This window comes from Pseudomonas jessenii (assembly GCF_002236115.1).
GTDB classification, from domain to species: Bacteria; Pseudomonadota; Gammaproteobacteria; order Pseudomonadales; family Pseudomonadaceae; genus Aquipseudomonas; species Aquipseudomonas jessenii.
This window is the reverse complement of record NZ_NIWT01000001.1, coordinates 767575-791020: the sequence shown is the minus strand read 5'-3', so window position 1 is coordinate 791020 and position 23446 is coordinate 767575. Positions and strand designations below refer to the sequence as shown.

Sequence of the window (23446 nt, the reverse complement as noted above, 5' to 3'; positions counted from 1 at the left end):
CCTCTTACTGTTTGTGCGATTTCCCCAATGCCTTGGCCACAAGCTGTTCGTAGAGCTCGGCGTAGGGTTCGACCGCCTTGCACCAGTTGAACGGCGCCGCCATGGCCCGGCAGCGCATGGCGTGCAGCAGGTCGGGAAAGGCGAACACCTTGAACGCGCGGCTCAGGGCTTCCTGGTAGCTCTGCACCGTGGATTCATCGAACAGGAAACCGGTCACGCCGTTTTCGATGGTGTCGGCCAGGCCACCGGTGTTGCGCGCCACCGGCAACGAACCGAAGCGCTGGGCGTACATCTGGCTTAGGCCGCATGGCTCGTAACGCGAAGGCATCAGCAGGAAGTCGCTGCCGGCGAACATGCGCCGGGCGTCGGTTTCGTTGAAGCCGATGCGCACGCCGATCTGCCCGGGGAAACGCAGGGCAAGCTGGCGCATCGACTGTTCTTCTTCCGGCTCGCCACGGCCGATGATCGCGATCTGGCCGCCGGACTTGACGATGTACTCGGACACCGCTTCGGTCAGGTCCAGGCCTTTCTGGTAGACCAGGCGCGAAACCACGGCGAACAGCGGCCCTTGGGAATCTTCCAGACCGAACAGTTCGCGGACATGGGCGGCGTTCACGGCCTTGCCATCCCAGTCGCCGATGTTGAACGGGCAGAACAGGTGCGGATCGGTCGCCGCATCCCAGCTTTCATCGATGCCGTTGGGAATCCCGCTGAGCAGGCCTTGCTGGGTCTTGGCGGCGAGGAAACCGTCCAGGCCGCAGCCGAAATCCGGGGTGGTGATTTCCTGGGCGTAGGTCGCGCTGACGGTGGTGATGTGGCTCGAATAGGCCATGCCGGCCTTGAGGAACGACATCTTGCCGTAGAATTCCATGCCTTCCTGTTGCAGCGCGTGATGGGGAATGCCCAGTTCGGGGCACGAGCCCAGGCTGGTCACGCCTTGATAGGCCAGGTTGTGAATGGTGAACAGCGTCGGCGTACGCTGCCCACGCCAGTGCATGTAGGCCGGGGCCAGGCCGGCCGGCCAGTCGTGGGCGTGCACCAGATCCGGGCACCAATGGATCTGCGCGAGGTTGGCGGCAATATCGGCCGCCGCCAGGCCCAGACGGGCGAAACGGATATGGTTGTCCGGCCAGTCGCGGCCGTTGTTGGCGCCATAGGGCGAACCTTCGCGCTCGTAGAGTTCGGGGCAGATCAGTACGTAAATGACCAGACCGTCGGGCATGTCCATGCGCCCGATCTTGCACGGTGGCAGCGCAGCATGACCGCCAAGCTCGCCAATGATATGGATCGGATTTTCGCTGTTCAGCACCTGCGGGTAACCCGGGATCAGTACCCGCACATCGTGCAGATGGGCCATGGCCCGTGGCAGCGCTGCAGAAACGTCGCCCAGGCCACCGGTCTTCACCAGGTCGGCAATTTCCGAAGTGACGAACAACACTTTTTTACGGTTCGGATTCTGGTTGGCTGCCGGAGTCAGCGTCCTGGTGCCAGGAACGCCGACGGGTTGGGTGTTTGCGGCAGTTACGGCGCTCGATTCGCCGACCTGATGAGCACGCTCTCCCTGTATTTCCAAAGCCGTACTGATCATATGAATCTCCCGTGTTGTTGATCTAATTCTTAGGTCTGGCAAACGGTGTTTCATGGCCAATTGCTGTGGCCGGGCGCAATCGCGCTACGCATCAGTGAGCAAGCGCTGCCCAATGCGTCGAAGCAAAAGGGGTGAATGAGCCATTGCAAGGATTGCACCAGTCGCAACGCACCTTCTTGTCAGAGGACCGATCGGGATTGGAAAAAGTTTCGACTATTTTTCCACTTTGTGACCGACCGGTTTCGCCTCAAGAAAATGAGTCTAGGCCAGAACTTAGAGCGGTAAAGGCCAGATGGCAAAATTGTTCGACAATCGGTTTGTAGCGGTACGGACGTGCCTGATAGAGGTGCAAACGCCCCGACGAAGTGCAGGTTTTTTTGCGTTTTGGCATCGAAAAGTCACTGGGCAGTCACATAAATGTGCGACGTGATTTATCAGGAGCGCACTGTTCTGGTGCGCCGGTTTGAGTCCCGCATTTGGCCGAACCGCTGCCTTACTGCCCACCTTGATGCCTTGTTATAGTTCGGGCCTCATTTTTGCCCGCAAAAGGATCATTGGCATGTCTCAATACAGCGCGTTCAACGTCGAGCTGGTCGATAAAATCGCCCACGTACAGATCAACCGACCGGAGAAGATCAACTCGATGAACGCGGCGTTCTGGAGCGAGATCGTCGAGATCTTCCAGTGGATCGACGACACCGATGAAGTGCGCGTGGTGGTTCTCAGCGGGGCAGGCAAGCATTTCTCCTCGGGGATCGACCTGATGATGCTGGCCGGTGTGGCCAATGAGCTGGGCAAGGACGTCGGACGCAATGCGCGCCTGTTGCGGCGCAAGATCCTCACCCTGCAAGCGTCCTTCAATGCAGTCGATAACTGCCGCAAACCGGTGCTTGCGGCCATTCAGGGTTACTGCCTGGGGGGCGCCATCGACCTGATTGCCGCCTGCGACATGCGATATGCCGCCGAGGACGCACAGTTTTCGATCAAGGAAATCGACATCGGCATGGCCGCCGACGTTGGCACGCTGCAACGCTTGCCGCGGATCATCGGTGACGGCATGCTGCGCGAACTGGCTTACACTGGTCGCACCTTCGGCGCCGACGAAGCGCGAGGCATGGGCTTGGTCAATCGCGTCTACAGCGACAACGCCAGCCTGCTCGACGGCGTCATGGGCATTGCCTACGCAATCGCCAGCAAGTCGCCGATCGCCGTCACCGGCACCAAGGAAATGATCAGCTACATGCGCGACCATCGCATCGATGACGGCCTCGAATACATCGCCACCTGGAACGCCGCCATGCTGCAATCCACCGATCTGCGCGTGGCCATGGCCGCCCATATGAGCAAACAGAAACCCGAATTTCTGGATTGATTAACCATGATTCCTCGCTGGACCACCGCAGTACTGGACACCGATCAACCCGGCGGCTGGGCCATCGCGCGCAGCCCCGAAGGCTTTCTGTTCGATGACAACGGCGCACTGTTCGCTCGCGAATGGCTCAAGCGCCAGGACCTGTCGATTCTTGCCGAGCATGGCATCGGTCATCTCGATGGCGAGCCGGTCTATCTGCTGGAGTTGCGCAGTCACAGCGAAGTGTCGGGTTGCAACTGGAAAGGCCTGCGGGCGTTCATGCTCGAAGGCGATCACACGCTCTACAAGGTGCTCGGTTACGCCGCACAGATCGGCACCTGGGCCCGTGAACACCGCTATTGCGGTAACTGCGGTCAGGCCATGACCCAGGTGCCACGCGAGCGGGCGATGTATTGTCAGCCGTGCGATCTGCGCAGCTACCCACGGATTTCGCCGAGCATGATCGTACTGGTGACCCGAGGCGATGAAGTGCTGTTGGCGCGCTCACCGCGTTTTGTCAGCGGTGTCTACAGCACCCTGGCCGGGTTTGCCGAGCCGGGCGAATCGGCCGAGGACTGCCTGATTCGCGAAGTTCGCGAAGAGGTGAGCATCGAGGTCAGGAACATCCAGTACATGGGCAGCCAGTGCTGGCCGTTCCCGCACTCGATGATGCTCGGCTTTCACGCCGAATATGCCGGTGGCGAGATCGTCTGTCAGGAAGACGAGATCGAGGACGCCCAGTGGTTCAACGTGCACGAGCTGCCGCCGTTGCCGGCGTCACGCTCGATTGCCCGTTACCTGATCGACGTCTACGTGGCGCGGCGCTTAGGCCACGCTGAACCAGTGCTGCCAGGCTAGGCGCACGGTCAGGCCCAGCACCACGGTGATGAACACCGGACGAATGAATTTCGCGCCGCCGCTGATGGCGGTGCGGGCGCCGAAGAAGGCGCCGACCATCAACGACAAGCCCATGCACAGGCCGATGATCCAGTCCACCTGACCGGAAAAGATGAAGATCGACAGCGCCGCCGCGTTGCTGACGAAGTTCATGCTGCGTGCCACACCGCTGGCTTTCACCAGATCGATGGGGTAGAGCAGCAGGCTGCTCACGGTCCAGAACGCGCCCGTGCCGGGACCCGCCACACCGTCATAGAAGCCGAGGCTGAAGCCTTGGGTCGACTGCCACTTTTTCTTGATCGGTGCCTCGCTGTCCAGTGGCGCTTTTGGCGTGCCGCCAAACAATAGATAGACACCGCAAGCGAAGACGATCACCGGCAGCATCTTGTTCAGCCATTCCGCCGGCAGGTAATGCGCGACCACGGCACCGGTCAGCGCACCGACCAGGGTGCCGACGATGGCATGAATCCATTGCGCGGGGTGGAACAGCTTGCGGCGGTAGAAGGTGAAGCTGGCGATGGCCGAGCCGAAGGTCGAGCTGAGTTTGTTGGTGCCCAGCACCAGATGCGGCGGCAGGCCGGCGGTCAACAAGGCCGGGGTGGTCAACAGCCCACCGCCACCGGCAATGGCGTCGATGAAACCGGCAACAAAAGCGACTAAGGCCAGGATGGCCAGGGTGGAGAGGTCAACGCTGAGTTCGAAAGGCATGGGATCGGCTTATTCGGCGGGTGCAGAAAGAGGCTGCGGGGAAGGGCAGCATCTTACTCATCTGTACAACACAAAACCAATGTGGGAGCGAGCTTGCTCGCGATGGCGGTGTGACAGGCAACAGATCTGTTGAATGTACAACCGCTATCGCGAGCAAGCTCGCTCCCACAGGGTTTAGCGTGAAGCTGAATTACAAGCCCAGATCCGACAAACTCGGATGATCGTCAGGTCGACGCCCCAGCGGCCAGTGGAACTTGCGCTCGCTTTCCTTGATCGGCATGTCGTTGATGCAGGCGAAGCGGCGGGCCATCAGGCCGTCCTCGTTGAACTCCCAGTTTTCGTTGCCGTAGGAGCGGAACCAGTTGCCCGAGTCGTCATGCCATTCATAGGCATAACGCACGGCAATTCGGTTGTCGGTGAACGCCCACAGCTCCTTGATCAACCGATAATCAAGCTCCTTGGCCCACTTGCGGGTCAGGAAGCCTTTGGCTTCTTCGCGGTTATAGGCGAACTCGGCGCGATTGCGCCACTTAGTGTCCAGGGTATAGGCCAGGGACACCCGCTCCGGGTCCCGGGAGTTCCAGCCGTCTTCGGCCAGGCGAACTTTTTCAATGGCCGATTCACGGGTGAAAGGGGGTAATGGCGGACGAACTTCGGCATTAGACATTTAAAGTCTCCGTATCAAGTTAAAGTTAAAACAACAGTCGAGCTTGATCAGGTTGCTACAGGTCCAATAACTTTCGCGCCATGCATTGCGCATTATCGGCGGCACTGTGATCACCCATGACAAGCGCCACGGTAATGGCACCGTCGATCAGGATCAGCAGCTGTTTGGCCAGCAACTGCGGATCCTCGGCGCCATGTTCGGTACACAGCTCGCACACGTAGTCGAGCAGCTTCTGTTTATGCTCTTTGGCGAGCAGGCGCACCGGGTCTTGCGGGTCGCCGGTTTCGCCACTGGTGTTGATGAACGCGCAGCCGCGGAAACCGTCGGAGGCGAACCACGATTTGAGTACGGTAAACAGGTTGAGCAGTCGCTCGGCCGGGGTTTGTGCCTGGCCGACTGCGCCTCTGTACCAGTGCATCCAGCGCTGGTCCCGGCGTTGCAGGGCGGCCACCACCAGTTCGTCCTTGTTGGCGAAGTAGCGGTAGATGCTTTTTCTGGAGACGCCGGCGGTTTTCACCAGAAGATCCATGCCAGTGGCGGCTATGCCGCTTTTGTAGATCAACTTTTCGGTGACATCCAGAATGATGTCGCGTGTGTCGTTGCTAGTGATTTCGTTCATGCTGCAAACAGTAGAACGATCGTTCTCCTTGGTCAATCGGTTTTTTGTGGCGTTTGACAAATGGTCTTCGCGAGCAAGCCCGCTCCCACACTTTGACGCGCGCTTTTCCGTGGGAGCGAGCTTGCTCGCGATGGCGTCATTACAGACAGTAACAAGACCCGAACCCATCGATGGTGTAAGCTCTCTGGTTCTTCGGATTCGACCCATTGCGAGCCCTATGCCGTCGCTTTTCAAACGCTCCCTGCTGCCCAAGTTGCGCAGTTTTCCGCTGACGGCCGATGCCGTTGGCGTCCTTTGCGGCGCTGCCGAATTCCGTCGTTGCCTGCTGGAGAAAATCGCCAGCGCGACCCGGCGCATCTACATCGTTGCGCTGTACCTGCAACAGGATGAAGCCGGCCAGGAAATTCTCGATGCCTTGCACGCCGCCAAACTGGCGCGTCCGGAACTGGACGTGGTGGTGGTCGTCGACTGGCTGCGCGCCCAGCGCGGCCTGATCGGTGCCGGCAAGCAACCGGGCAACTCCGCCTGGTATCAGGAAATGACCCGCACCCATGCCAGCGAAGTGCCGATCTACGGCGTCCCGGTACAAACCCGCGAACTGTTCGGTGTGTTGCACCTTAAAGGCTTCGTGATCGATGACTGCGTGATCTACAGCGGTGCGAGCCTGAACAACGTGTATCTGCACAAGTTCGACAAGTACCGCTACGACCGCTATCACCTGCTGCACAATCGTGAACTGGCCGATTCGATGCAGCACCTGGTGCAGCACGGCCTGGTGGCTTCCAAAGCGGTGCACCGCCTCGACCTGCCAAACCTGCCGACCACCCGCAGCCTGCGCAATGACATCGGTGACCTGCGCAGCCGCCTCAAGCACGCGGCGTACGACACCACGCAGGGCACCACCGACAGGACCGGTTTGTCCGTCAGCCCGCTGCTCGGCGTCGGCAAGAACAATCCGCTGAACCGGGTGATCTGCGAACTGATCGCCAGCGCCCAGCAGCAACTGACCATTTGCACACCGTACTTCAACCTGCCGCTGGCGATCATCCGCGAGATCAACCGCGCGCTGGCCCGCGGGGTGAAGATCGACATCGTGGTCGGCGACAAGACGGCCAACGACTTCTACATTCCGCCGAGCGAACCGTTCCGGGTCATTTCGGCGCTGCCGTACCTGTACGAAATCAGCTTGCGCCGGTTTGCCAAACGTCATCAGCGCAACATCGACAGCGGGCAGTTGAACCTGCACCTGTGGCGTGACGGTGACAACACCTACCACCTCAAGGGCATGTGGATCGACCGGCGCTATACCTTGCTGACCGGTAACAACCTCAACCCGCGGGCGTTTCGACTCGATCTGGAAAACGCCTTGTTGCTCGATGATCCCCATGGCGAACTGCTGGAACCGCGTGGCAAAGAGCTGGCGGAGATCTTCCAGCACACCCGGCGAATCGAGCACTTCCAGAACCTGGAAACCCTGGCCGAATACCCGGCGGGCGTAGCCAAGTTCCTCAAGCGCGTGAGTCGTGTGCGGATCGAACGGTTGCTCTACCGCATTCTGTGAATTCAGAAAAGCCATCGCGAGCAAGCTCGCTCCCACAGGAATACGGGTGTTCACAGCATTTGTGAACAACGCAGATCCAGTGTGGGAGCGAGCTTGCTCGCGATAGCGGTGGATCAATCAACAGGGATACTGTTTCAGCTAAGATGCCCCCCACTCAAACAAGAACAGGGCTTGCCGCGATCCATGTCGGAAAAAGACACCATCTCCATTCAACTGGTGCGTGAAGCGCTGTTGCAAAGCTGCGCGCCAGGAATCGCCACGGATGAGGTGTTGATCAAGGTCGGCATCGACCCGCAATTGTTGGGCAGCACCGACGCCCGCGTTCCGGCCACGGCTTATGCGCGCCTGTGGCGGTTGCTGGCACGGCGCGGGGATGATGAGTTCTTTGGCATGGACCCACGCAAACTCAAGTCCGGCAGCTTTGCGTTCCTGTGCCGCAGCGCCATGCTCCAGCCCAACGTGGCGGCGGGAGTGGCCAGCGGCCTGGCGTTTCTGTCGTTGATCCTCGAGTACTTGCCGGCGCAGTTGGTGCGTCAGCAAAGCCTGGCGGAAATCGTCCTGCTGGAGGATGACAAGGACCCGCGCCGGGCCTTCACTTATTTCACTTACTGGATGATCGTGCACGGCGTTGCCTGCTGGCTGGCAGGACGGCGGATTCCGATCCTTGCCATCGAGCTGCGCTGTTCCAGGCCGGATTTTTGCGATGACTATCAGGTGATGTTTTCCGAGAACCTGCGCTTCGACCGCCCACGCACCCGGATGATTTTCTCCGCCGATTGCCTGGACCTGCCCATCAAGCGCAGCCCTGAAGAACTCGAGCGATTCCTGGCCCGTGCGCCGGCGAACATTCTGGTGAAGTACCGCGATCCGCAGAGCCTGGCCAGCCGCATCAAACACGACCTGCGCCACCTGCCGGCCGAACACTGGCCGGAAACCGAAGCCCTGGCGCAACGCCTGTGCATGTCGGCTTCAACCTTGCGCCGCCGACTGGCCGAAGAAGGGCAAACCTACCAAGGCCTCAAGGACGGCGTACGCAAGGAGTTGGCGATTGTCTGGCTGGCGGAACCCACGATCAGCTTCAGCGAAATCGCCACGCGGCTCGGGTTCGCTGACGTCAGTTCGTTCTACAAGGCGTTTCGCAAATGGTCGGGGTCAAATCCGGGGCATTACCGCAGCCTGATTCTCAATGACACCGAGTGAATTCAGCGGCGCAACAGCCAATTCATCCAAGGCGTTTAACGGCTGCCAGTGGTCGGTCCAGGCAGATTGAGCGTGCCACTGTCCACGAAACGCTTCGTGTTGAACACCCCACCCGAGAGCTTGCCGCGCAGGACATAAGGCATGTTGTTGAGGGTTTCCATCTGGCTGATGCCATAGGTCTGGCGGATCATCGAAAACGCCGAAACGCTGACCGGTACGCTGACGATGGTGTCGGAAAAGCGCCCGATCGTACCCCTCTCATCGGTGACGCCAGAGGCGAAGGGCTGGCCGTTGATGTCCAGGTCCAAGGCAACGCCGCTGTAGGTGAGGGTGTAGTCATTGGGGTTCTGCACGCGGATTCTCACGGCAAAGCGCACTTCCATGCCTTCGCCTTGCAGGGGTTCGACATCCACGACGTTGATTTTCAACGGGTCTCGATTGGGCAGCGAGGAACAGGCGCTCAGGCAGAGCAGGAGGGAAATCAGGACCGCGTGGAGGCTGCGCATGGACGTGTTCTCATCTGAAAAAGGCTGAACCGCCAGCGGCTCAGCCCTTGAGCCCGACTAGTGGTTCGACTGTGCAACCACCGCAGCCTTTGCGGGTTCATCCCTGGCGGTCACATCGGGGTTCTGCATCACCTGAAGCACGGAGGCTTCCGGATCGAATTCGTCCTCCTCCAGCTCGATGAACTCCTCGGGCAGGAAGATATTAAGAACGATAGCGCACAGCGCGCCGACGGTGATGGGCGATTCGAAAATGTTGTGCAGGGCCTTGGGCAGTTCACGCAAGACTTCCGGCACGGCGGCCACGCCCAGGCCCATGCCGATGGAAATCGCCACGATCAGCATGTTGCGCCGATGCAGGCCGGCCTCGGCGAGAATCTTGATCCCGGCCACGGCGACGGTGCCGAACATCACCAGTTCCGCGCCACCGAGCACCGGTTTCGGCATCAGTTGCAGTACCGCGCCGATCATCGGGAACAGGCCAAGCACCACCAGCAATCCGGCAATGAAAAACGCCACGTAGCGGCTGGCCACGCCGGTGAGCTGGATCACTCCGTTGTTCTGGGCGAAGGTCACCATCGGCATGCTGTTGAACACCGCGGCCATGGCCGAGTTGAGGCCATCGGCGAGCAGGCCGGACTTGATCCGGCGAATGTACACCGGGCCTTTGACCGGTTGCCGGGAGATCATCGAGTTGGCCGTAAGGTCACCGGCGGCCTCCAGCGGCGACACGAGGAAAATCACCGCCACCGGAATGAACGCCACCCAATCGAAGGAGAACCCGTACTTGAACGGCACCGGTACGCTCATCAGCGGCACTTCGGGCAGGCTGTTGAAATCCACCTGGCCCATGAGCCATGCCACCCCGTAGCCCAGGGTCAGGCCGATGACAATCGCCCCCAGGCGCAGAAACGGCACATCCACCCGGTTCAACACTACGATGGTTCCCAGCACCAGCGCCGCCAGGGCCAGGTGACTGGCCGCCCCCAGGTCCGGGGCGCCGAAGCCGCCGGCGATGTCGGTCATCGCCACCTTGATCAGCGACAAGCCCATCAGCGTGATGATGGTGCCGGTCACCACCGGGGTGATCAGCATGCGCAATTTGCCAATGAACTGGCTCAACACCACCTCGATGAACGCGGCAAAAAAGCACACGCCGAAAATGGTCGAGAGAATCTCATCGGTACCGCCACCACGAGCCTTGACCATGAGGCCGGCGCTGAGAATCACACTGATGAACGAGAAACTGGTGCCTTGCAGGCACAACAGGCCAGAGCCCACCGGGCCGAAGCGCCGCGCCTGCACGAAGGTGCCCAGGCCGGAAACGAACAGCGCCATGCTGATCAAGTAAGGAATTTCACTTTGCAGGCCCAGGGCGCTGCCCATGATCAGCGTCGGGGTGATGATGCCGACGAAACTTGCCAGCACGTGTTGCAGGGCGGCGAAGACGGTGGCGGTCAGATGCGGGCGGTCATCGAGGCCGTAGATCAGGTCGCTGTGGCGTGGAGCGGGGGCTTTTTCGGAGGCGGTCATGGTGGTTTGCGTGCCAGAAGGCGGGCCGGGTCAGAAAATGGAGGCGCAGGATGCCAGAACCGCCCGGCCACGGCAAAAGAACCTCCAGAACAGCGACTTACAGTCGTGGGGCGAGCACTTCGCCAACGCTGCGGCGTTTGGCGTGCAGTTCGCTGGCCTGGATCAACTGTTCGAGGTCTTCGGGGGTCACGTCATAGAACGCTTCCATGTCGGCCAACGCCAGTTTCAGGTCTTCGGCGGTGATGGCCTGACGGTCGACCGGCGGGTGATCGGCAGGAATCCTGGCCGCGGGCTCGCTGGCGCTCTTGGGGTAACGAACGCGGGTCAGGTTGTTGTAGGCCAGGGCGCACAGCAGCATCGTCGCCGCGCTGAGCATCACCGGTCCAATGGCTTTCCAGTCCATGGCAATGGTTGCCGGATCGGCCAGCACCAGGGTCAGGGCCAACGCACCGGCCGGTGGATGCAGGCACCGCAGCCAGCACATCAGGATCAACGCCATGCCCGCCGCCAGGCAAGCGCTACCCAGGGTCCGGCCCAACACATGGGCCACCAGCAGGGCAATCACACCGGCGCTCAAGTAACCACCGAGAATCGACCAGGGCTGGGCGAGCGCGCCCGAAGACACGGCAAACAACAGCACCGCCGACGCCCCCAGCGGGCCGATCAGGTGCTGGGCCACCTCAATGCCGAACACCTGGCTACAGAGCCACACGCTCATCAGTGTCCCCATGGCCATGCCGATGGCGGCGCGGCTCCATTCGGTGGGGCGGGTGTTGATGGCGGCGGGCAACCAGCGAGCAAGCATTTCGAAAAGACTCCGGCAGAAAATCCAGGCAAAAAAAAGGGCTTGGCTGGGGAACCCAGAAAGCCCTTGAAGTTGTTCCAACTGTTGGGGGAGGAACGCGCACAGTGTGCCGTCCAATCCTGCTACTGACAAATTCATATTAATGAGCTTTCAGTGCATTAATTTTGCTGTAATTTGCTCCGTCGACCGCTTGTGTAGCACAGCAAACCACCCAGGGCCGCGAGTGCACTCAAGGCATAAAACATCGTCGGCGCCGGGGTGTGCATCAGCATGAAGCCGCAAATCACCGGGCTCAACGCACCGCCAAGGGCAGCAAGGTTTTGCGCGCCGTAGTAGCTGCCCCGCAGTTCTTCCGGCGCCAGGGTGTCGACGAAGAGAAACTCGGCCGGGTAAATGATGATTTCACCGAGGGTGAAGATGAACATCGCCACGCACCAGCTCACCAGGCTGTCCGCCAGGCTGAAACCGATCAGCCCGAGGATGAACAGGCCGGTGCCGGCCACGATCCATTGGCGCAGTTGCTCGCGCTTGAGAAAACGCCCGATCTGGTATTGCAGCAAGATCACACAGATGGCGTTGCAGGCGAGCAGGGCGGCCATGATTTCCATGGTGTGTTGGGGATTGCTGGTCACCAGCAGGTACTGCGACAGGTAAAAGGTAAATCGCCCGTGCACCACGGTGCTGAGCAGGCAGCCGGCGGTGAACAGGATCAGGGTGCGGTCGTTTTTCAGGGTGATCAGGGTTTTGAGGAAACTCTGCCCCTGGCCGCCGACAGGCGAGCGCGCCGGGTCCTTCGCGATCCCGGTCATCAGGAAAATACTGAAAAAAGCGATGGCCGCAGCGATCAGGAAGGGGGCACTGGCAAAGGCCCCGGCAATCAGCACACCGAGCATCGGCCCGACAGCGTAGCCAATGTTGGTCAGCGTATAGCTCAGGGAAAACGCCTTGGCGCGTTGACCCACTGGGAGGTTGTCGCTGAGGATCGCTTTCGAACCGATGAGGAACAGCGATGAAGCGGTTTCGGTGACGATCAGGGTGATGGTCGTCAGGTAGAGGTTTTCAGCAAAGGTCAGCAGCACCAGGCCGACAGCGCTGGACGCCATCGAGAGAATCAGCAACCGGCGCTTTTCGAAGCGATCGATGATGTAGCCGCCATACAGGGAGAGCAGGGTGGCGACGAACACCGCAATGCCGAGCAGCAAGCCAACGTCCTGCTGGTTGAGGCCCAGCTTGTCGCTGACGAACAGCGTGAGCAAAGGGCTGGTGATGGCGCGGCTGACGACGATGGTCAGCGAACAGATCAACAGGCGGCGGATGAGGGGGGAGTAGCTGGTCACGGCGCGAATATCCTTATTCGATCGGGCCGGCATCAGCCCGATCGTGAGCGCTACTCTAGCAGTCAGACACGCGGTCGTTGCTACGGGATTTGCTTGAGGTGCCGCAGTACAAAATAATTCTTGTCGAACCGCCCGCCCAGCACTGGCGGCAATGCACCGACGGCCGTGCAGACCCAGCGCGGGAGACTGTTGGCGGATGTGAGGGAACGTGGTGTTCAGGCGACCACTGACTCGGCAAACCATTGCTGGTACGGAATCGGCAATTTGCTCGACTCGCCCCGACCGATCGGGAAGTAGGTGAAACCGATGCGTGCCAGACGGTCTGTGTCGTAAAGGTTGCGGCCGTCGAAGATCAGCGGTGCGTTGAGCCGCTGCCGGATCAGCTGAAAGTCCGGCGCCTTGAACTGTTGCCATTCGGTGCAGATGATCAGTGCATCGGCACCGGACAAGACCGACTCGGGTGTACCCATGAGCATCAGCTTCGATTCATCGGGATACAGCTTCTGGGTTTCCTGCATGGCTTCCGGATCGAACGCACGGACATGCGCTCCGGCGGCCCACAAGGATTCGAGCAACACCCGGCTCGGCGCATCGCGCATGTCGTCGGTGTTTGGCTTGAATGCCAGGCCCCACACAGCAAAGGTCCTGCCACGCAAGTCGCCCTTGTAGAACGCGTTGATGCGCTCGAACAGCTTGTATTTCTGCCGCTCGTTGATGGCTTCCACCGCTTGCAGCAGGTCACTGGAGCAATGGGCCTGTTCAGCGCTGTGGATCAGGGCGCGCATGTCCTTGGGGAAACATGAGCCACCGTAGCCGCAACCGGGGTAGATGAAGTGGTAGCCGATGCGGGAGTCGGCGCCGATGCCCAGGCGTATCGATTCGATGTCGGCACCCAGGTGTTCGGCCAGTTCTGCGATCTGGTTGATGAAGCTGATCTTGGTCGCCAGCATGCAGTTGGCGGCGTACTTGGTCAGCTCGGCGCTGCGCAGGTCCATGAACATGATGCGCTCATGGTTGCGGTTGAAGGGCGAGTACAGATCACGCATCACCTCACGCACTTCTTCGCGTTCACAGCCGATGACGATACGGTCCGGGCGTCGGCAGTCGGCCACGGCCGAACCTTCTTTCAAGAATTCCGGATTGGAGACAATATCGAACTGCAATACGCGCCCGACGCTGATCAGGCATTTGTCGATGTGTGCTCGCAAGGCATCGCCGGTGCCGACCGGGACGGTGGATTTCTCCACCAGGATCGCCGGTTGCTCGCGATGACGGGCCACGGCGTCGCCCACCGACATCACGTAGCGCAAGTCCGCCGAGCCGTCGTCCCGGGACGGAGTGCCAACGGCGATGAACAGCACCTGCCCGTGCTGGACGGCGAACTTTTCGTCGCTGGTGAACTGCAACCGCCTGGCGTCAAGGCCTTCGCGTACCAGGCTGGCCAGCCCGGGTTCGAATATGCTCACGTGGCCCTGTTGGAGCAGTTCGACTTTACTCTCGTCAACGTCCATGCAGACCACGTCGTGGCCGACTTCCGCCAATACCGCTGCCTGCACCAGGCCGACATATCCGCTACCGAATACACTGATTTTCATGGGTCACTCCTTGATTCAGGCGCACGAGCAGGTCGGGATACTGATGGTTATGACGCCGAGGAAGAGCAATGCCACGCCAAGGCTTTTCCAGACAGGTCAGCAGACAGGCGACCAGTAGCAATACCAGGCTCATGGTGCCGCCTGAGGAATAATCAAAACCGAGTCAGGATAGGCAAGGTCATGTTTCAATTTGTCTATCGTGTTGAAAAAAGCCACATCCGGCCGTTTCAACCGTCAGGACAATGTCGACGCTGCCCAGTACTGCAACGGGCGCAAGGCCTGAAGAACAGCGGCATGCTCTACGGCAGCGATTTCCTCGTCGCCGATACCGTGCCGGGAAAAAGGGAGAAATGCCTGACTCTTGGGCAGCCTTGGGGCTGTAAACGTAAATAGCCTTTACATCATTGTTTTTTTACTTATTAGTTGTTTCACTTAACTGTTTTAATTCAAGGCCGTTTCGTTTGATTGACTTACCTGTATCTGATTCACGCACACCCCTCACCAATCCACTGACCCTGTATCTGGCGCGACTGGCGCCGTCCAGCCAACTGACCATGCGTTATGTGCTGCAGGATGCCGCCGACCGCCTGGGCTTCGAAGACCACGATATCGAGGAAATTCCCTGGCACAATCTGCAGCCAGAGGACGTCATTGCGTTAGTGGCCACCTTGCGTTCGGACGGCTATGCGCCGAACACGTCTTCGCTCTATGTCAACGCGGTGCGCGGGGTGATGAACGAAGCGTGGCGCATGAGCCTGATCTCTCAGGAGCATCTGTTGAAGATGCGTACGGTGAAGGGCATGGCCGGTACACGGCTGTCCCAGGGGCGCAATCTCAGGCGTACGCTGATCCAGGAACTGATGGCGGTCTGCGCTGCCGATCCGCGGCCGCAAGGCCTGCGGGATGCCGCGATCATCGGGATTTTGTACGGTTCCGGGATGCGCAAATCCGAATCGGTGAACCTGGAGCTGAACCAGGTCGATTTCACCGAGCGCAGCCTGCGGGTGACGGCCAAGGGCAACAAGCAATTGATCAAGTACGCACCGGCCTGGGCCTTCGCCAAGCTTGAAGCCTGGCTCGAGCTGCGCCGTTCGATGCTCAAGGACGGCGAGTCGGACGACCCGTTCCTGTTCAACCGCATCCGCCGTGGCAGCCACATCACCCGGGAGCGCATCACCAAACACGCGATTTACTACATCGCCCGGCAACGGGGCGCGCAGGTCGGGGTGAAAATCATGCCCCACGACTTCCGGCGTTCATTCATCACCCGGGTGATCGAAGAGCATGACTTGTCGATTGCGCAGAAGCTGGCGCACCACAGCAATATCCAAACCACGGCCAACTACGATGTGCGCGATGACAACGAGCGGCGTCGAGCGGTGGATCGATTCGATCTGTGAACGATCACACCTCGCTCAGTACATGGGCATGGCCGATGGTCGAGACCTGAACCGAGCTGCCGGCGGGTGGTGCATACATGCCTGAACTGCGCACCAGCAGTGATCGGCCCGACTGCGCGTTACGGGTCAATGGCTGCAGTTCCACCGTCAGCGTGCAGGTGTTGCCGCTGAAATCCCGATCGGTGACCACGGCCCGGCAACCGCTGGCTTCCGGGTCGCTGGGGAGGATGCTGGCCAGTTGCAGTTGTTCGGGGCGCAGCATGATCTGCGCCGAACTGTTGTTGCGGTGGTTGTTGACGGGGATCCGGCCCAGGTCGCAATGGGCCCAACCGGCCTCGATGCGTGCGGGCATCACCACGGCATCCCCCAGGAACAGCGCGGTTTGCTCGTCTTCGGGATAGCGGTAAAGGTCCAGCGGATGCCCTGACTGGACCAGTCGGCCATGACGCATCACCGCCAACTGGTCGGCGAACGACAGGGCTTCACTCTGGTCATGGGTGACCAGAATGGTGGTGACGCCCGCGTCCTCCAGCAGCCGTGCAACCATCTTGCGCATGGCGGCGCGCAATCCGGTATCGAGCGCCGAGAACGGCTCGTCCAGCAGCATCAGTCGTGGCTGTTGCGCCAAGGCTCGGGCCAGGGCCACGCGCTGTTGCTGGCCACCGGACAATTCATGGGGCCAGCGCTCGGCCATCTTCGCGTCCAGCGCAACGCTGTCCATCAGTTCGGCAACGCGCTGCTGTTTTTCAGTGCCCTTGGTCGCCAGGCCGAAGCCGATGTTCGCTGCCACGGTCATGTGCGGGAACAGTGCGCCGTCCTGTGGCACGTAGCCGATCAGGCGTTGATGGGCCGGCACTTCGTGGGTGCCGTCGACCAGGGTCTGGCCATTGAGCGACAGGCGTCCGGAATCGGGGAACTCGAAACCGGCAATCATCCGCAGCAACGTGGTCTTGCCCGAGCCGGAGGGGCCTACGATGACCGTGCGACTGCCGCTGGGCACCGAGAGGCTGACGTTGTCCAGGGCGCAATGGGCGCCATAGGACTTGTAGAGGGCATTCAATTCAAGAGTGTTCATCGGCCAGCCGTTTTTTTCGATTGGTGATAAAGAAGTCCGGTCAACGGAAGCGACAGCACAACCATCAATAAGGCGTAGGGCGCGGCGGCTGCGTAATCGATTTCGCTGGTCAAGGCCCAGAACCCGGTCGCCAGGGTGCGCGTGCCGTTCGGGGCCAGCAGCAGGGTGGCGGTCAATTCGTTGGTGATCGCCAGGAACACCAGCGCCGCGCCGGCGGCCGCCCCCGGGGCAGCCAGGCGCAAGGTGATCAGCCACAGTGCCCGGGCTGGCGAGCGGCCAAGGCTGCGGGCAATGTTTTCCAGTTCCACCGGGGCCTGGGCAATGCCCGCGCGCAGGCTCACCAGGGCACGGGGCAAGAACATCAACAGGTACGCCAGCAGCACGGTGAAGGTGGTCTGGTATATCGGCCGGGCAAAGTGGATCGTGACGGTCACCAGTGCCAGCGCCACGATAATGCCGGGCAAGGAACTGGTGATGTAGTTGCAGCTTTCCAGCACCCGCTGCAGTCGACCGGGGTAGCGGATCGACAGCCAGGCAATCGGGATCGCCGCGCAGGTGGTCAGCGCCGCGCCCCCGATGCCCAGCAGCAGGGTTTGCTCAAGTGCGGGCAACAATTCGGCCATGTCCCAGACTTCCACGCCTCCGGCGATGAGCCACTTGCCCAGGGTGATCAAGGGCACGCCAAGGGCCAGGGCGCAGGTCATGATCTGCAGCGTCAGCGAGAGCAGGGTGGATACCGGTTTCAGGCGTACGACCCGTTGCTCCCGGGCGCTTCCCGAACCGACGCGGGCGTAACGCGCAGAACCCCGGGCGGCGGATTCGGCCGTCAACATCGCCAGGCAACACAGCGCCAGCACACTGGCCAGCATGTGCGCCGCTGCGCCGTTGAAGGTCGATTTGAACTGATCGAAGATCGCGGTGGTAAAGGTGTCGAAGCGGATCATGGCGTACAGGCCATATTCGGCCAGCAGGTGCAGGCCGACCAGCAAGGCGCCGCCGCAGATCGCCAGGCGCAATTGCGGCAACACAACGCGGAAAAACACTTTCCAGGGTTTGAGTCCCATGGACTCGGCGACGTCTTCGATGGCCGGATCGAGTCGGCGCAAAGTGGCCGCTACCGGCAAATACAGGAACGGGAAGTAAGCGATGACCGAGACCAGGACACCGGCAAACAAGCCGTGAATCGGAGGCACCAGGCTGACCCAGGCGTAGCTGTGAACGAACGCAGGCACTGCCAGCGGCGCGGTGGCCAGCAACGACCACCAGCGCCGCCCCGGCAGATTCGTGCGTTCCGTGAGCCACGCCAGCGTCACCCCCAGCGCGACGCACAAGGGAATCGTCAGCAGCACCAGCAGCACGGTGTTGACCAGCAGTTCACCGACCCGAGGGCGGAACACCAGGGTCACAACGGTTGACCAGCCGGTCTGCAGGGACACACCAATAACGTAGGCGATCGGTAGCAGTGCCAGTAATGAAACCAGCACCGACAAACCGATCACCCATACACCGCCCCGCCCCGCAAAGACTCCGCGGGAGCGTCGGCGCAAATGTGCGGGTGTCGCCTCAGCGACCTCCGCAGGCAGGGTTTCTGGCATCAATTAGAGCAGTCCGGCCTGTGTCATCAGCTCCACGGCTTTTTTACTGTCGAGTTTTGACGCATCGACAGTCGGCGCATCGAGTTGATTCAGAGGCACCAGTTTAGGGTTGGATTCAGCGCCTTTGCCCACGGCGTATTCAAACGACTTGCCGTTCTTCAGGACAGCCTGGCCATCCTTGCCGGTAATGTACTTGAGGAACGCCTGGGCTTGGTCCTGGTGTTTACTGGAAGCGAGGACGCCGCCGCCGGAGATGCTAACAAAAGCGCCCGGGTCTTTGTGCCTGAAATAGTGCAGGGCGGTGTTCTTGCTGTTTTCGCCGGTCTTGGACTGATCCACCAGGCTGTAATAGTGGTAAATCACGCCGCTGTCGATCTGCCCGGCATTCACGGCCTTGAGTACCGAGCTGTTGCCACGGTAGTTGGCATAGTTGGTTTTCATCGCCTTGAGCCAATCCAGCGTGGCGGCTTCACCCTTTTGTTGGAGGATGGCAGCGACGATGGCCTGGAAGTCAGCACCACCGGGCGATGCACCCCAGCGACCCTTCCAGCTCGGTGAAGCCAGGTCCATGATCGATTTCGGCAGGTCGGCTTCTGGCAGTTTGCTCGGGTTGTAGACGAACACCGTGGAGCGCGCGGCGATGCCTACCCATTTGCCGTGGGCCGGACGGTAGGCGGAGTCAATCTGCTCCAGCGAGGCCTTATCGACAGGCGCAAACAGCCCGGCGTTGTCGACCAGGACCATGGCCGGGGAGTTCTCGGTCAGGAATACGTCCGCCGGCGAAGCCGCGCCTTCCTGCACGATCTGGTTGCCCATTTCGGTGTCATCGCCGTTGCGCAAGGTGACGGGAATACCGGTCTCCTGGGTAAAGCCCTCGACCCAGGCCTTGGTCAGGCCTGCGTGTTGCGCGTTGTACACCACGATGCCGACGGAGTCGGCTGCATAGGCCTGGCCAGCGCTCAGCAAAGCGGTGGCCAGCAGGGCCTTTTTCAAGAACGAAGGGATTTTTGGAATCATTCTGCGGGCTGCTCCTGGTACATTTTTTTGAAAGTCATGGGCATTGAAACGCCAGCTAACCAATGCGAATCATTTGCATGTTTTTGAAGTGCGGGAAATGTAGAGATCCAAATGAGAAAATAACGTCAAAAAAACCGTTAATACATGTAATTTTCATTCAGATTAGCAGCACTGTGCCCGCTGTGTTTCGACTCGTCGATCAAACGATGCCGCCGATCAGAATATGACGCTGCCCCGGCTGCCTTTTTGTCGTGTGCCTCGGCGTATTTGACGTTGCCAGTTGCTGCGGGCCGCCTGTCGCGGGGAATGACAGCAGGAAACAGGAAGGACGGATTAACGGCGAACTTGTCGCCGTTAATCCTGGGGATGAATACATTCAGGGCGCAGGGCAGGTTGCCTGTGGTCTGACGGCAGCCTGGCTGATCAGCGCGGCCAGGCGTTTGACGTTGTTTTGCTGGGCAAGCACCAGGTCATCGATGCTCGCACCCGAGGGCGTTTGCAGGGTGCTGCGGCAAATCAACCGTGCCGTGTCGCCGGTGCTGGCGCTGCGCAGGCGCCATTCCACGTCCATCAAGGCGTACTGGCCGGGTACCGAGTCGAAACGCTGCACATCGACCCGCACCGAGTGTCGGCCTTGTACAGGACTGTTGCTCAGTTGATCGACCAACGCACTGCGCAGTTCGTCCACCAGGGTCGCGCCCCACCATTGGGTTTCCAGGATCGCCAGGCCACTGTTGCCCTCGCGAATGACGATCTGCGCACGATCGACCTGGGGCGGCACGCTGATCGACTCGATCTGGATCACGCCGACGGTGGTCCTTGAGTGATTGCCCTCCTGGGCCGGGGTCAGGGTATGGAATTGAATCGGGTCACTGCGGCAGGCGGCGAGCAGCAACATCGCGGTGACCAGGGTGAACTTCAGCGGTAAAGCCATGGGTGTTGCTCCTGTGTTCAATTGCGCGGTGGCCCTTGCAGATCCATGGGGGCGGCATTATTCGGACGACCGCGAAGCAGCGATTCCGGATGCCGTCCCAGGTAATCCGAAAGATCACGCAAGGATCTGGACGTGCGTCCCAGTTCATCCAGGGTTAGCCCCAGTTTTTCCCGTTGCGGCGAATCCTCGGCCAAGGTCGAACTGGCCGACTGCAGGGTCGAATTGGCCGTTTCCAGCGTCTTGCTGACATCCGACAAAGTGGTTTGCACGCCAGGCAAGATCTTTCCGTTGAATTGCATCATGCCTTTGCGCAGTTCGACGAGATTGCCATCGAGATTGCCGGCAATACGCTCGATCGGCAGTTTGTTGATCTTGTCGACCATGGATTCGAGTTTTTCCTGCAATTGCTCGAGGCTGCCGGGAAGGGTCGGAATCATGACCGGGCGTGCGTTTACATCGAAGGCGACCTTGTCGGTCTTGGGGTAGAAGTCCAGGGCAATGTACAACTGGCCGGTCAGGAAGTTGCCGGTGCGGGCCTGGGCACGCAGGCCGTTTTCGATAAAGGTACCGATCAAGCGTACGCCAGCGGCTTCGTTATCAGGGTCATGATTGAGCGCCTTGAGCATTTTGACATGGGCCTGGCCCAGGCGCTGCGGGTAGATCACGATACCGACGTTGACCGGAAAGGAGCGCTTTTTCTCGTCGTAATCCAGATTGACCGCCACTACCTTGCCGATTTCCACACCGAGGAACTCCACCGGGGCATCGACCTTGAGCCCGCGCAGTGCCTGGTCGAAGCGCATGGCCAGGTATTGCGGCTTGCCGTTCGGCGGGGCCAGGGCGGTTTGTTGGTCCTCGAACAATTCGTAGGCGTACTCTGCGGCAGCCGGCTTGTCGTTGGGGCTGTAGTCGGGCGCGCGGAAGGCTATGCCGCCCACCAGCAAGGAAGACAGCGACTCGGTTTTGACCGCAAAGCCATTGGCGCCGACGTTCACGTCAATGCCGCTTGCGTTCCAGAAACGGGTGTTTTCGGTGACGTACTTGTCATTGGGTGCATGGATGAACAGTTCAATGTTCACGCCCTTGCCATCCGGGTCCAGCGCGTAGGCCACCACCTGGCCCACGGGGATCTTGCGGTAGTAGACCGGAGAGCCGATGTCCAGCGACCCCAGGTCCTGGGTGAACAGCGTAAAACGCTTGCCCGGTTCGCCGTAGGTGATGGGAGGCGGATTCTCCAGTCCGATGAAGTTTTTTGCCCGGCCGTTGGCCTGGCCGATATCGGCCCCGATGTAATCGCCCGACAGCAGCGTATCGATCCCCGACACACCGCCCGCGCCAATGCGCGGCCGCACGACCCAGAACTGCGAATCTTCGCGGGTAAAGCTTTCGGCCTGCTTTTCCAGTTTGATGGTGGCGTTGACGCTTTTCTGGTCACTGCTGAGCTCCACATCGGAGACATGACCAATCACGACATTGCGGTATTTGACCTCGGTCTTGTTCGCGGTCAGGCCGTTACCGGTCTTGAACGTGACAACGATGGTCGGGCCCTGCTGCAAAATGCTGTGGACCACCAGCGAAATACCCACCAGCACCGCGACGATCGGGACGATCCAGACCAGCGAAACGCTGAAACGGCGGGTCTTGATCGGCGCCTGCCCGGGGGCTTGTGGCCCGTCAGTGGCTTGTGACTTCATCAGTGACCTCCTCATTGTGTGGGTTTTCCCGTTCTTTATCCCAGATCATGCGGGGATCGAAACTCATTGCCGAAAGCATGGTGAACACCACTACCAGACCAAAGAACAGAATGCCCGGGCGCGGTTCGATGTCGGCCAGGGCCTGGAATTTCACCAGCGAGGCCACCAGGGCGACCACGATCACATCGAGCATCGACCAGTAACCGATGACTTCGACGAAGCGGTACAGCGTCGACCGCTCCTTGCGTGCCCACTCGCTGTCGCGTTGCACGGTGACCAGCAGCAATGTGATGGCGACGAACTTGATTCCCGGCACCGCGATACTGGCAATGAATATGATCAGGGCGATATCCCAGGCCCCGGCTTCCCAGAACTCCAGCACGCCGCTCATGATCGTGCTGTCGGCACCGTTGCCGACCATCTCGGTGTTCATCACCGGCAACAGGTTGGCCGGGATGTAGAACACCAGGGCCGCGATCATGTAGGCCCAGGTGCGGGCCAGAGAATTGGCTTTGCGCCGGTGCAGCGGTGCACCGCAACGCTCGCATTCGTGGGGCTCGCAAGTCATGTCGCAGGCCAGGCCGCAGGTGTGGCACAGGCACAGGTTGAGCTCGTCGGCGTAAGGAGGCGTGCTCATACAATGTCCCATAGTTCGCGAATGTCGCGCCCGGCGATGCGGATCATCATCAGGCTCAGCGCCGCCAGGGCAAACAACCCTATGCCGGGCAGCACATCGAGCAGTCCGGCGAGCTTGATCACCGCGACCATGGCGCCCAGCAGGCAGACTTCGAGCATGCTCCAGGGCCTGAGGGTTTCCAGCCAGCGCATGCAGAATTTGAATCCGGGCGAGCGTCGCCCGCCGAGTGCGAAGCCCAGCACCCAGATCAGCAGCAGCAACTGGAAAATCGGCGCGATGATCATGGCGATTGCCGCCACCATGGCAATGAAGGTGATAGGCCCCAGGCTCAGGGCCAGCACCGAGTCCCAGAGCGTTGCGCTGTTCTTCACGCCTTTGAGGTTGATGCTCATTACCGGATAGAAATTGGCGAATATCCAGAGCATCAACGCGGTGAAGGTCAACGCAAGACGCTGCTCCACAGTGAGGCCGTTATAGCGCTGAAGCACGCCGCCGCAGCGTGTACACAGGGTTTTTTGATGTTTGGCGAGCGTCACTTTTTGGTACACGCTGTCGCAGTGCTCGCAGATGATCAGCTGATCAGTAGTTGCCATGGGTCAAGCTCGACAGAAGGCAGGAAGTTCAGAGCACTCCCTCAATATAGAAGTGACTCGCAATTGAGCAAATCGAAAGTCGAAACAAGGGGATGGTAGAAGAGGGAATACGTAAAACAGTGTGGGAGCGAGCTTGC

At 60.3% G+C, this 23446-nt stretch carries 22 protein-coding genes; 6 read left to right on the top strand and 16 right to left on the bottom strand.

Annotated features, from left to right (window positions below; all coding sequences use genetic code 11):
- Nucleotides 1–4: 4 nt before the first annotated feature.
- Nucleotides 5–1588: a glycogen synthase GlgA gene (gene glgA, locus PSJE_RS03610; protein ID WP_090455073.1), complete on the bottom strand. Its 1584-nt coding sequence runs from the start codon at nucleotides 1586–1588 to the stop codon at nucleotides 5–7.
- A gap of 559 nt (nucleotides 1589–2147) precedes the next feature.
- Between glgA and PSJE_RS03605 the strand changes: the two genes are divergently transcribed.
- Both PSJE_RS03605 and nudC read left to right on the top strand, forming a co-directional pair.
- Nucleotides 2148–2960: a crotonase/enoyl-CoA hydratase family protein gene (locus PSJE_RS03605; protein ID WP_057714952.1), complete on the top strand. Its 813-nt coding sequence runs from the start codon at nucleotides 2148–2150 to the stop codon at nucleotides 2958–2960.
- 6 nt (nucleotides 2961–2966) lie between these two features.
- Nucleotides 2967–3797: an NAD(+) diphosphatase gene (gene nudC, locus PSJE_RS03600; protein ID WP_057714951.1), complete on the top strand. Its 831-nt coding sequence runs from the start codon at nucleotides 2967–2969 to the stop codon at nucleotides 3795–3797.
- On the opposite strand, the gene PSJE_RS03595 is transcribed toward nudC, so the two are convergent.
- From PSJE_RS03595 to PSJE_RS03585, 3 genes are all read right to left on the bottom strand, one after another.
- Entirely contained in the window at nucleotides 3765–4544 is a 780-nt protein-coding gene (locus PSJE_RS03595) for a TSUP family transporter (protein ID WP_057714950.1), read from the bottom strand. The two genes, nudC and PSJE_RS03595, sit on opposite strands and share 33 nt — an antisense overlap.
- A gap of 190 nt (nucleotides 4545–4734) precedes the next feature.
- Nucleotides 4735–5211, bottom strand: a complete 477-nt coding sequence (locus tag PSJE_RS03590; RefSeq protein WP_020799197.1) for a nuclear transport factor 2 family protein — start codon at nucleotides 5209–5211, stop codon at nucleotides 4735–4737.
- Between the two features lie 55 nt (nucleotides 5212–5266).
- On the bottom strand, nucleotides 5267–5830 hold the full coding sequence (locus PSJE_RS03585) for a TetR/AcrR family transcriptional regulator (protein ID WP_090455074.1): 564 nt from the start codon (nucleotides 5828–5830) through the stop codon (nucleotides 5267–5269).
- 217 nt (nucleotides 5831–6047) lie between these two features.
- Here PSJE_RS03585 and pssA point away from each other — a divergent pair, with 217 nt between their 5' ends.
- Nucleotides 6048–7391: a CDP-diacylglycerol--serine O-phosphatidyltransferase gene (gene pssA / locus PSJE_RS03580; RefSeq protein WP_090455075.1), complete on the top strand. Its 1344-nt coding sequence runs from the start codon at nucleotides 6048–6050 to the stop codon at nucleotides 7389–7391.
- A gap of 183 nt (nucleotides 7392–7574) precedes the next feature.
- Nucleotides 7575–8591 carry an AraC family transcriptional regulator gene (locus tag PSJE_RS03575; RefSeq protein WP_090455076.1) on the top strand — a complete coding sequence of 339 codons (1017 nt, stop codon included), beginning with the start codon at nucleotides 7575–7577 and terminating at the stop codon, nucleotides 8589–8591.
- A 35-nt stretch (nucleotides 8592–8626) separates the two neighbouring features.
- On the opposite strand, the gene PSJE_RS03570 is transcribed toward PSJE_RS03575, so the two are convergent.
- From PSJE_RS03570 to PSJE_RS03550, 5 genes are all read right to left on the bottom strand, one after another.
- Complete coding sequence (locus tag PSJE_RS03570) at nucleotides 8627–9097, bottom strand: LEA/WHy family protein (protein ID WP_057714946.1); 471 nt, start codon at nucleotides 9095–9097, stop codon at nucleotides 8627–8629.
- 57 nt (nucleotides 9098–9154) lie between these two features.
- Entirely contained in the window at nucleotides 9155–10627 is a 1473-nt protein-coding gene (locus tag PSJE_RS03565; RefSeq protein ID WP_090455077.1) for a nucleobase:cation symporter-2 family protein, read from the bottom strand.
- Between the two features lie 97 nt (nucleotides 10628–10724).
- Nucleotides 10725–11432 carry an HPP family protein gene (locus PSJE_RS03560; RefSeq protein ID WP_090455078.1) on the bottom strand — a complete coding sequence of 236 codons (708 nt, stop codon included), beginning with the start codon at nucleotides 11430–11432 and terminating at the stop codon, nucleotides 10725–10727.
- Between the two features lie 158 nt (nucleotides 11433–11590).
- A complete protein-coding gene (locus tag PSJE_RS03555; protein WP_412071866.1) occupies nucleotides 11591–12802 on the bottom strand; it encodes an MFS transporter in 1212 nt (403 codons plus the stop codon).
- A 182-nt stretch (nucleotides 12803–12984) separates the two neighbouring features.
- On the bottom strand, nucleotides 12985–14364 hold the full coding sequence (locus PSJE_RS03550; RefSeq protein WP_090455079.1) for a UDP-glucose dehydrogenase family protein: 1380 nt from the start codon (nucleotides 14362–14364) through the stop codon (nucleotides 12985–12987).
- 180 nt (nucleotides 14365–14544) lie between these two features.
- On the opposite strand from PSJE_RS03550, the gene PSJE_RS31240 reads away from it, so the two are divergent.
- Nucleotides 14545–14757 carry a hypothetical protein gene (locus tag PSJE_RS31240; protein ID WP_159439182.1) on the top strand — a complete coding sequence of 71 codons (213 nt, stop codon included), beginning with the start codon at nucleotides 14545–14547 and terminating at the stop codon, nucleotides 14755–14757.
- 68 nt (nucleotides 14758–14825) lie between these two features.
- A complete protein-coding gene (locus tag PSJE_RS03545; RefSeq protein ID WP_057714942.1) occupies nucleotides 14826–15764 on the top strand; it encodes a site-specific integrase in 939 nt (312 codons plus the stop codon).
- A gap of 4 nt (nucleotides 15765–15768) precedes the next feature.
- Here PSJE_RS03545 and PSJE_RS03540 read toward each other — a convergent pair whose 3' ends face one another.
- The 7 genes from PSJE_RS03540 to PSJE_RS03510 all read right to left on the bottom strand — a co-directional run bounded on the left by PSJE_RS03540 (nucleotide 15769) and on the right by PSJE_RS03510 (nucleotide 23309).
- On the bottom strand, nucleotides 15769–16839 hold the full coding sequence (locus PSJE_RS03540; protein WP_057714941.1) for an ABC transporter ATP-binding protein: 1071 nt from the start codon (nucleotides 16837–16839) through the stop codon (nucleotides 15769–15771).
- Nucleotides 16836–18434 carry an ABC transporter permease gene (locus PSJE_RS03535; RefSeq protein WP_090455080.1) on the bottom strand — a complete coding sequence of 533 codons (1599 nt, stop codon included), beginning with the start codon at nucleotides 18432–18434 and terminating at the stop codon, nucleotides 16836–16838. The genes PSJE_RS03540 and PSJE_RS03535 overlap by 4 nt, the downstream gene beginning before the upstream one ends.
- 3 nt (nucleotides 18435–18437) lie before the next feature.
- A complete protein-coding gene (locus PSJE_RS03530; RefSeq protein ID WP_090455081.1) occupies nucleotides 18438–19451 on the bottom strand; it encodes an iron ABC transporter substrate-binding protein in 1014 nt (337 codons plus the stop codon).
- A 376-nt stretch (nucleotides 19452–19827) separates the two neighbouring features.
- Nucleotides 19828–20385: a PqiC family protein gene (locus tag PSJE_RS03525; protein WP_090455082.1), complete on the bottom strand. Its 558-nt coding sequence runs from the start codon at nucleotides 20383–20385 to the stop codon at nucleotides 19828–19830.
- A 17-nt stretch (nucleotides 20386–20402) separates the two neighbouring features.
- Nucleotides 20403–22079: a PqiB family protein gene (locus PSJE_RS03520; protein ID WP_090455083.1), complete on the bottom strand. Its 1677-nt coding sequence runs from the start codon at nucleotides 22077–22079 to the stop codon at nucleotides 20403–20405.
- Complete coding sequence (locus PSJE_RS03515) at nucleotides 22060–22716, bottom strand: paraquat-inducible protein A (RefSeq protein WP_090455084.1); 657 nt, start codon at nucleotides 22714–22716, stop codon at nucleotides 22060–22062. The genes PSJE_RS03520 and PSJE_RS03515 overlap by 20 nt, the downstream gene beginning before the upstream one ends.
- Entirely contained in the window at nucleotides 22713–23309 is a 597-nt protein-coding gene (locus tag PSJE_RS03510; RefSeq protein WP_057714935.1) for a paraquat-inducible protein A, read from the bottom strand. Before PSJE_RS03510 ends, PSJE_RS03515 begins: the two co-directional genes overlap by 4 nt.
- Between the last annotated feature and the right edge of the window lie 137 nt (nucleotides 23310–23446).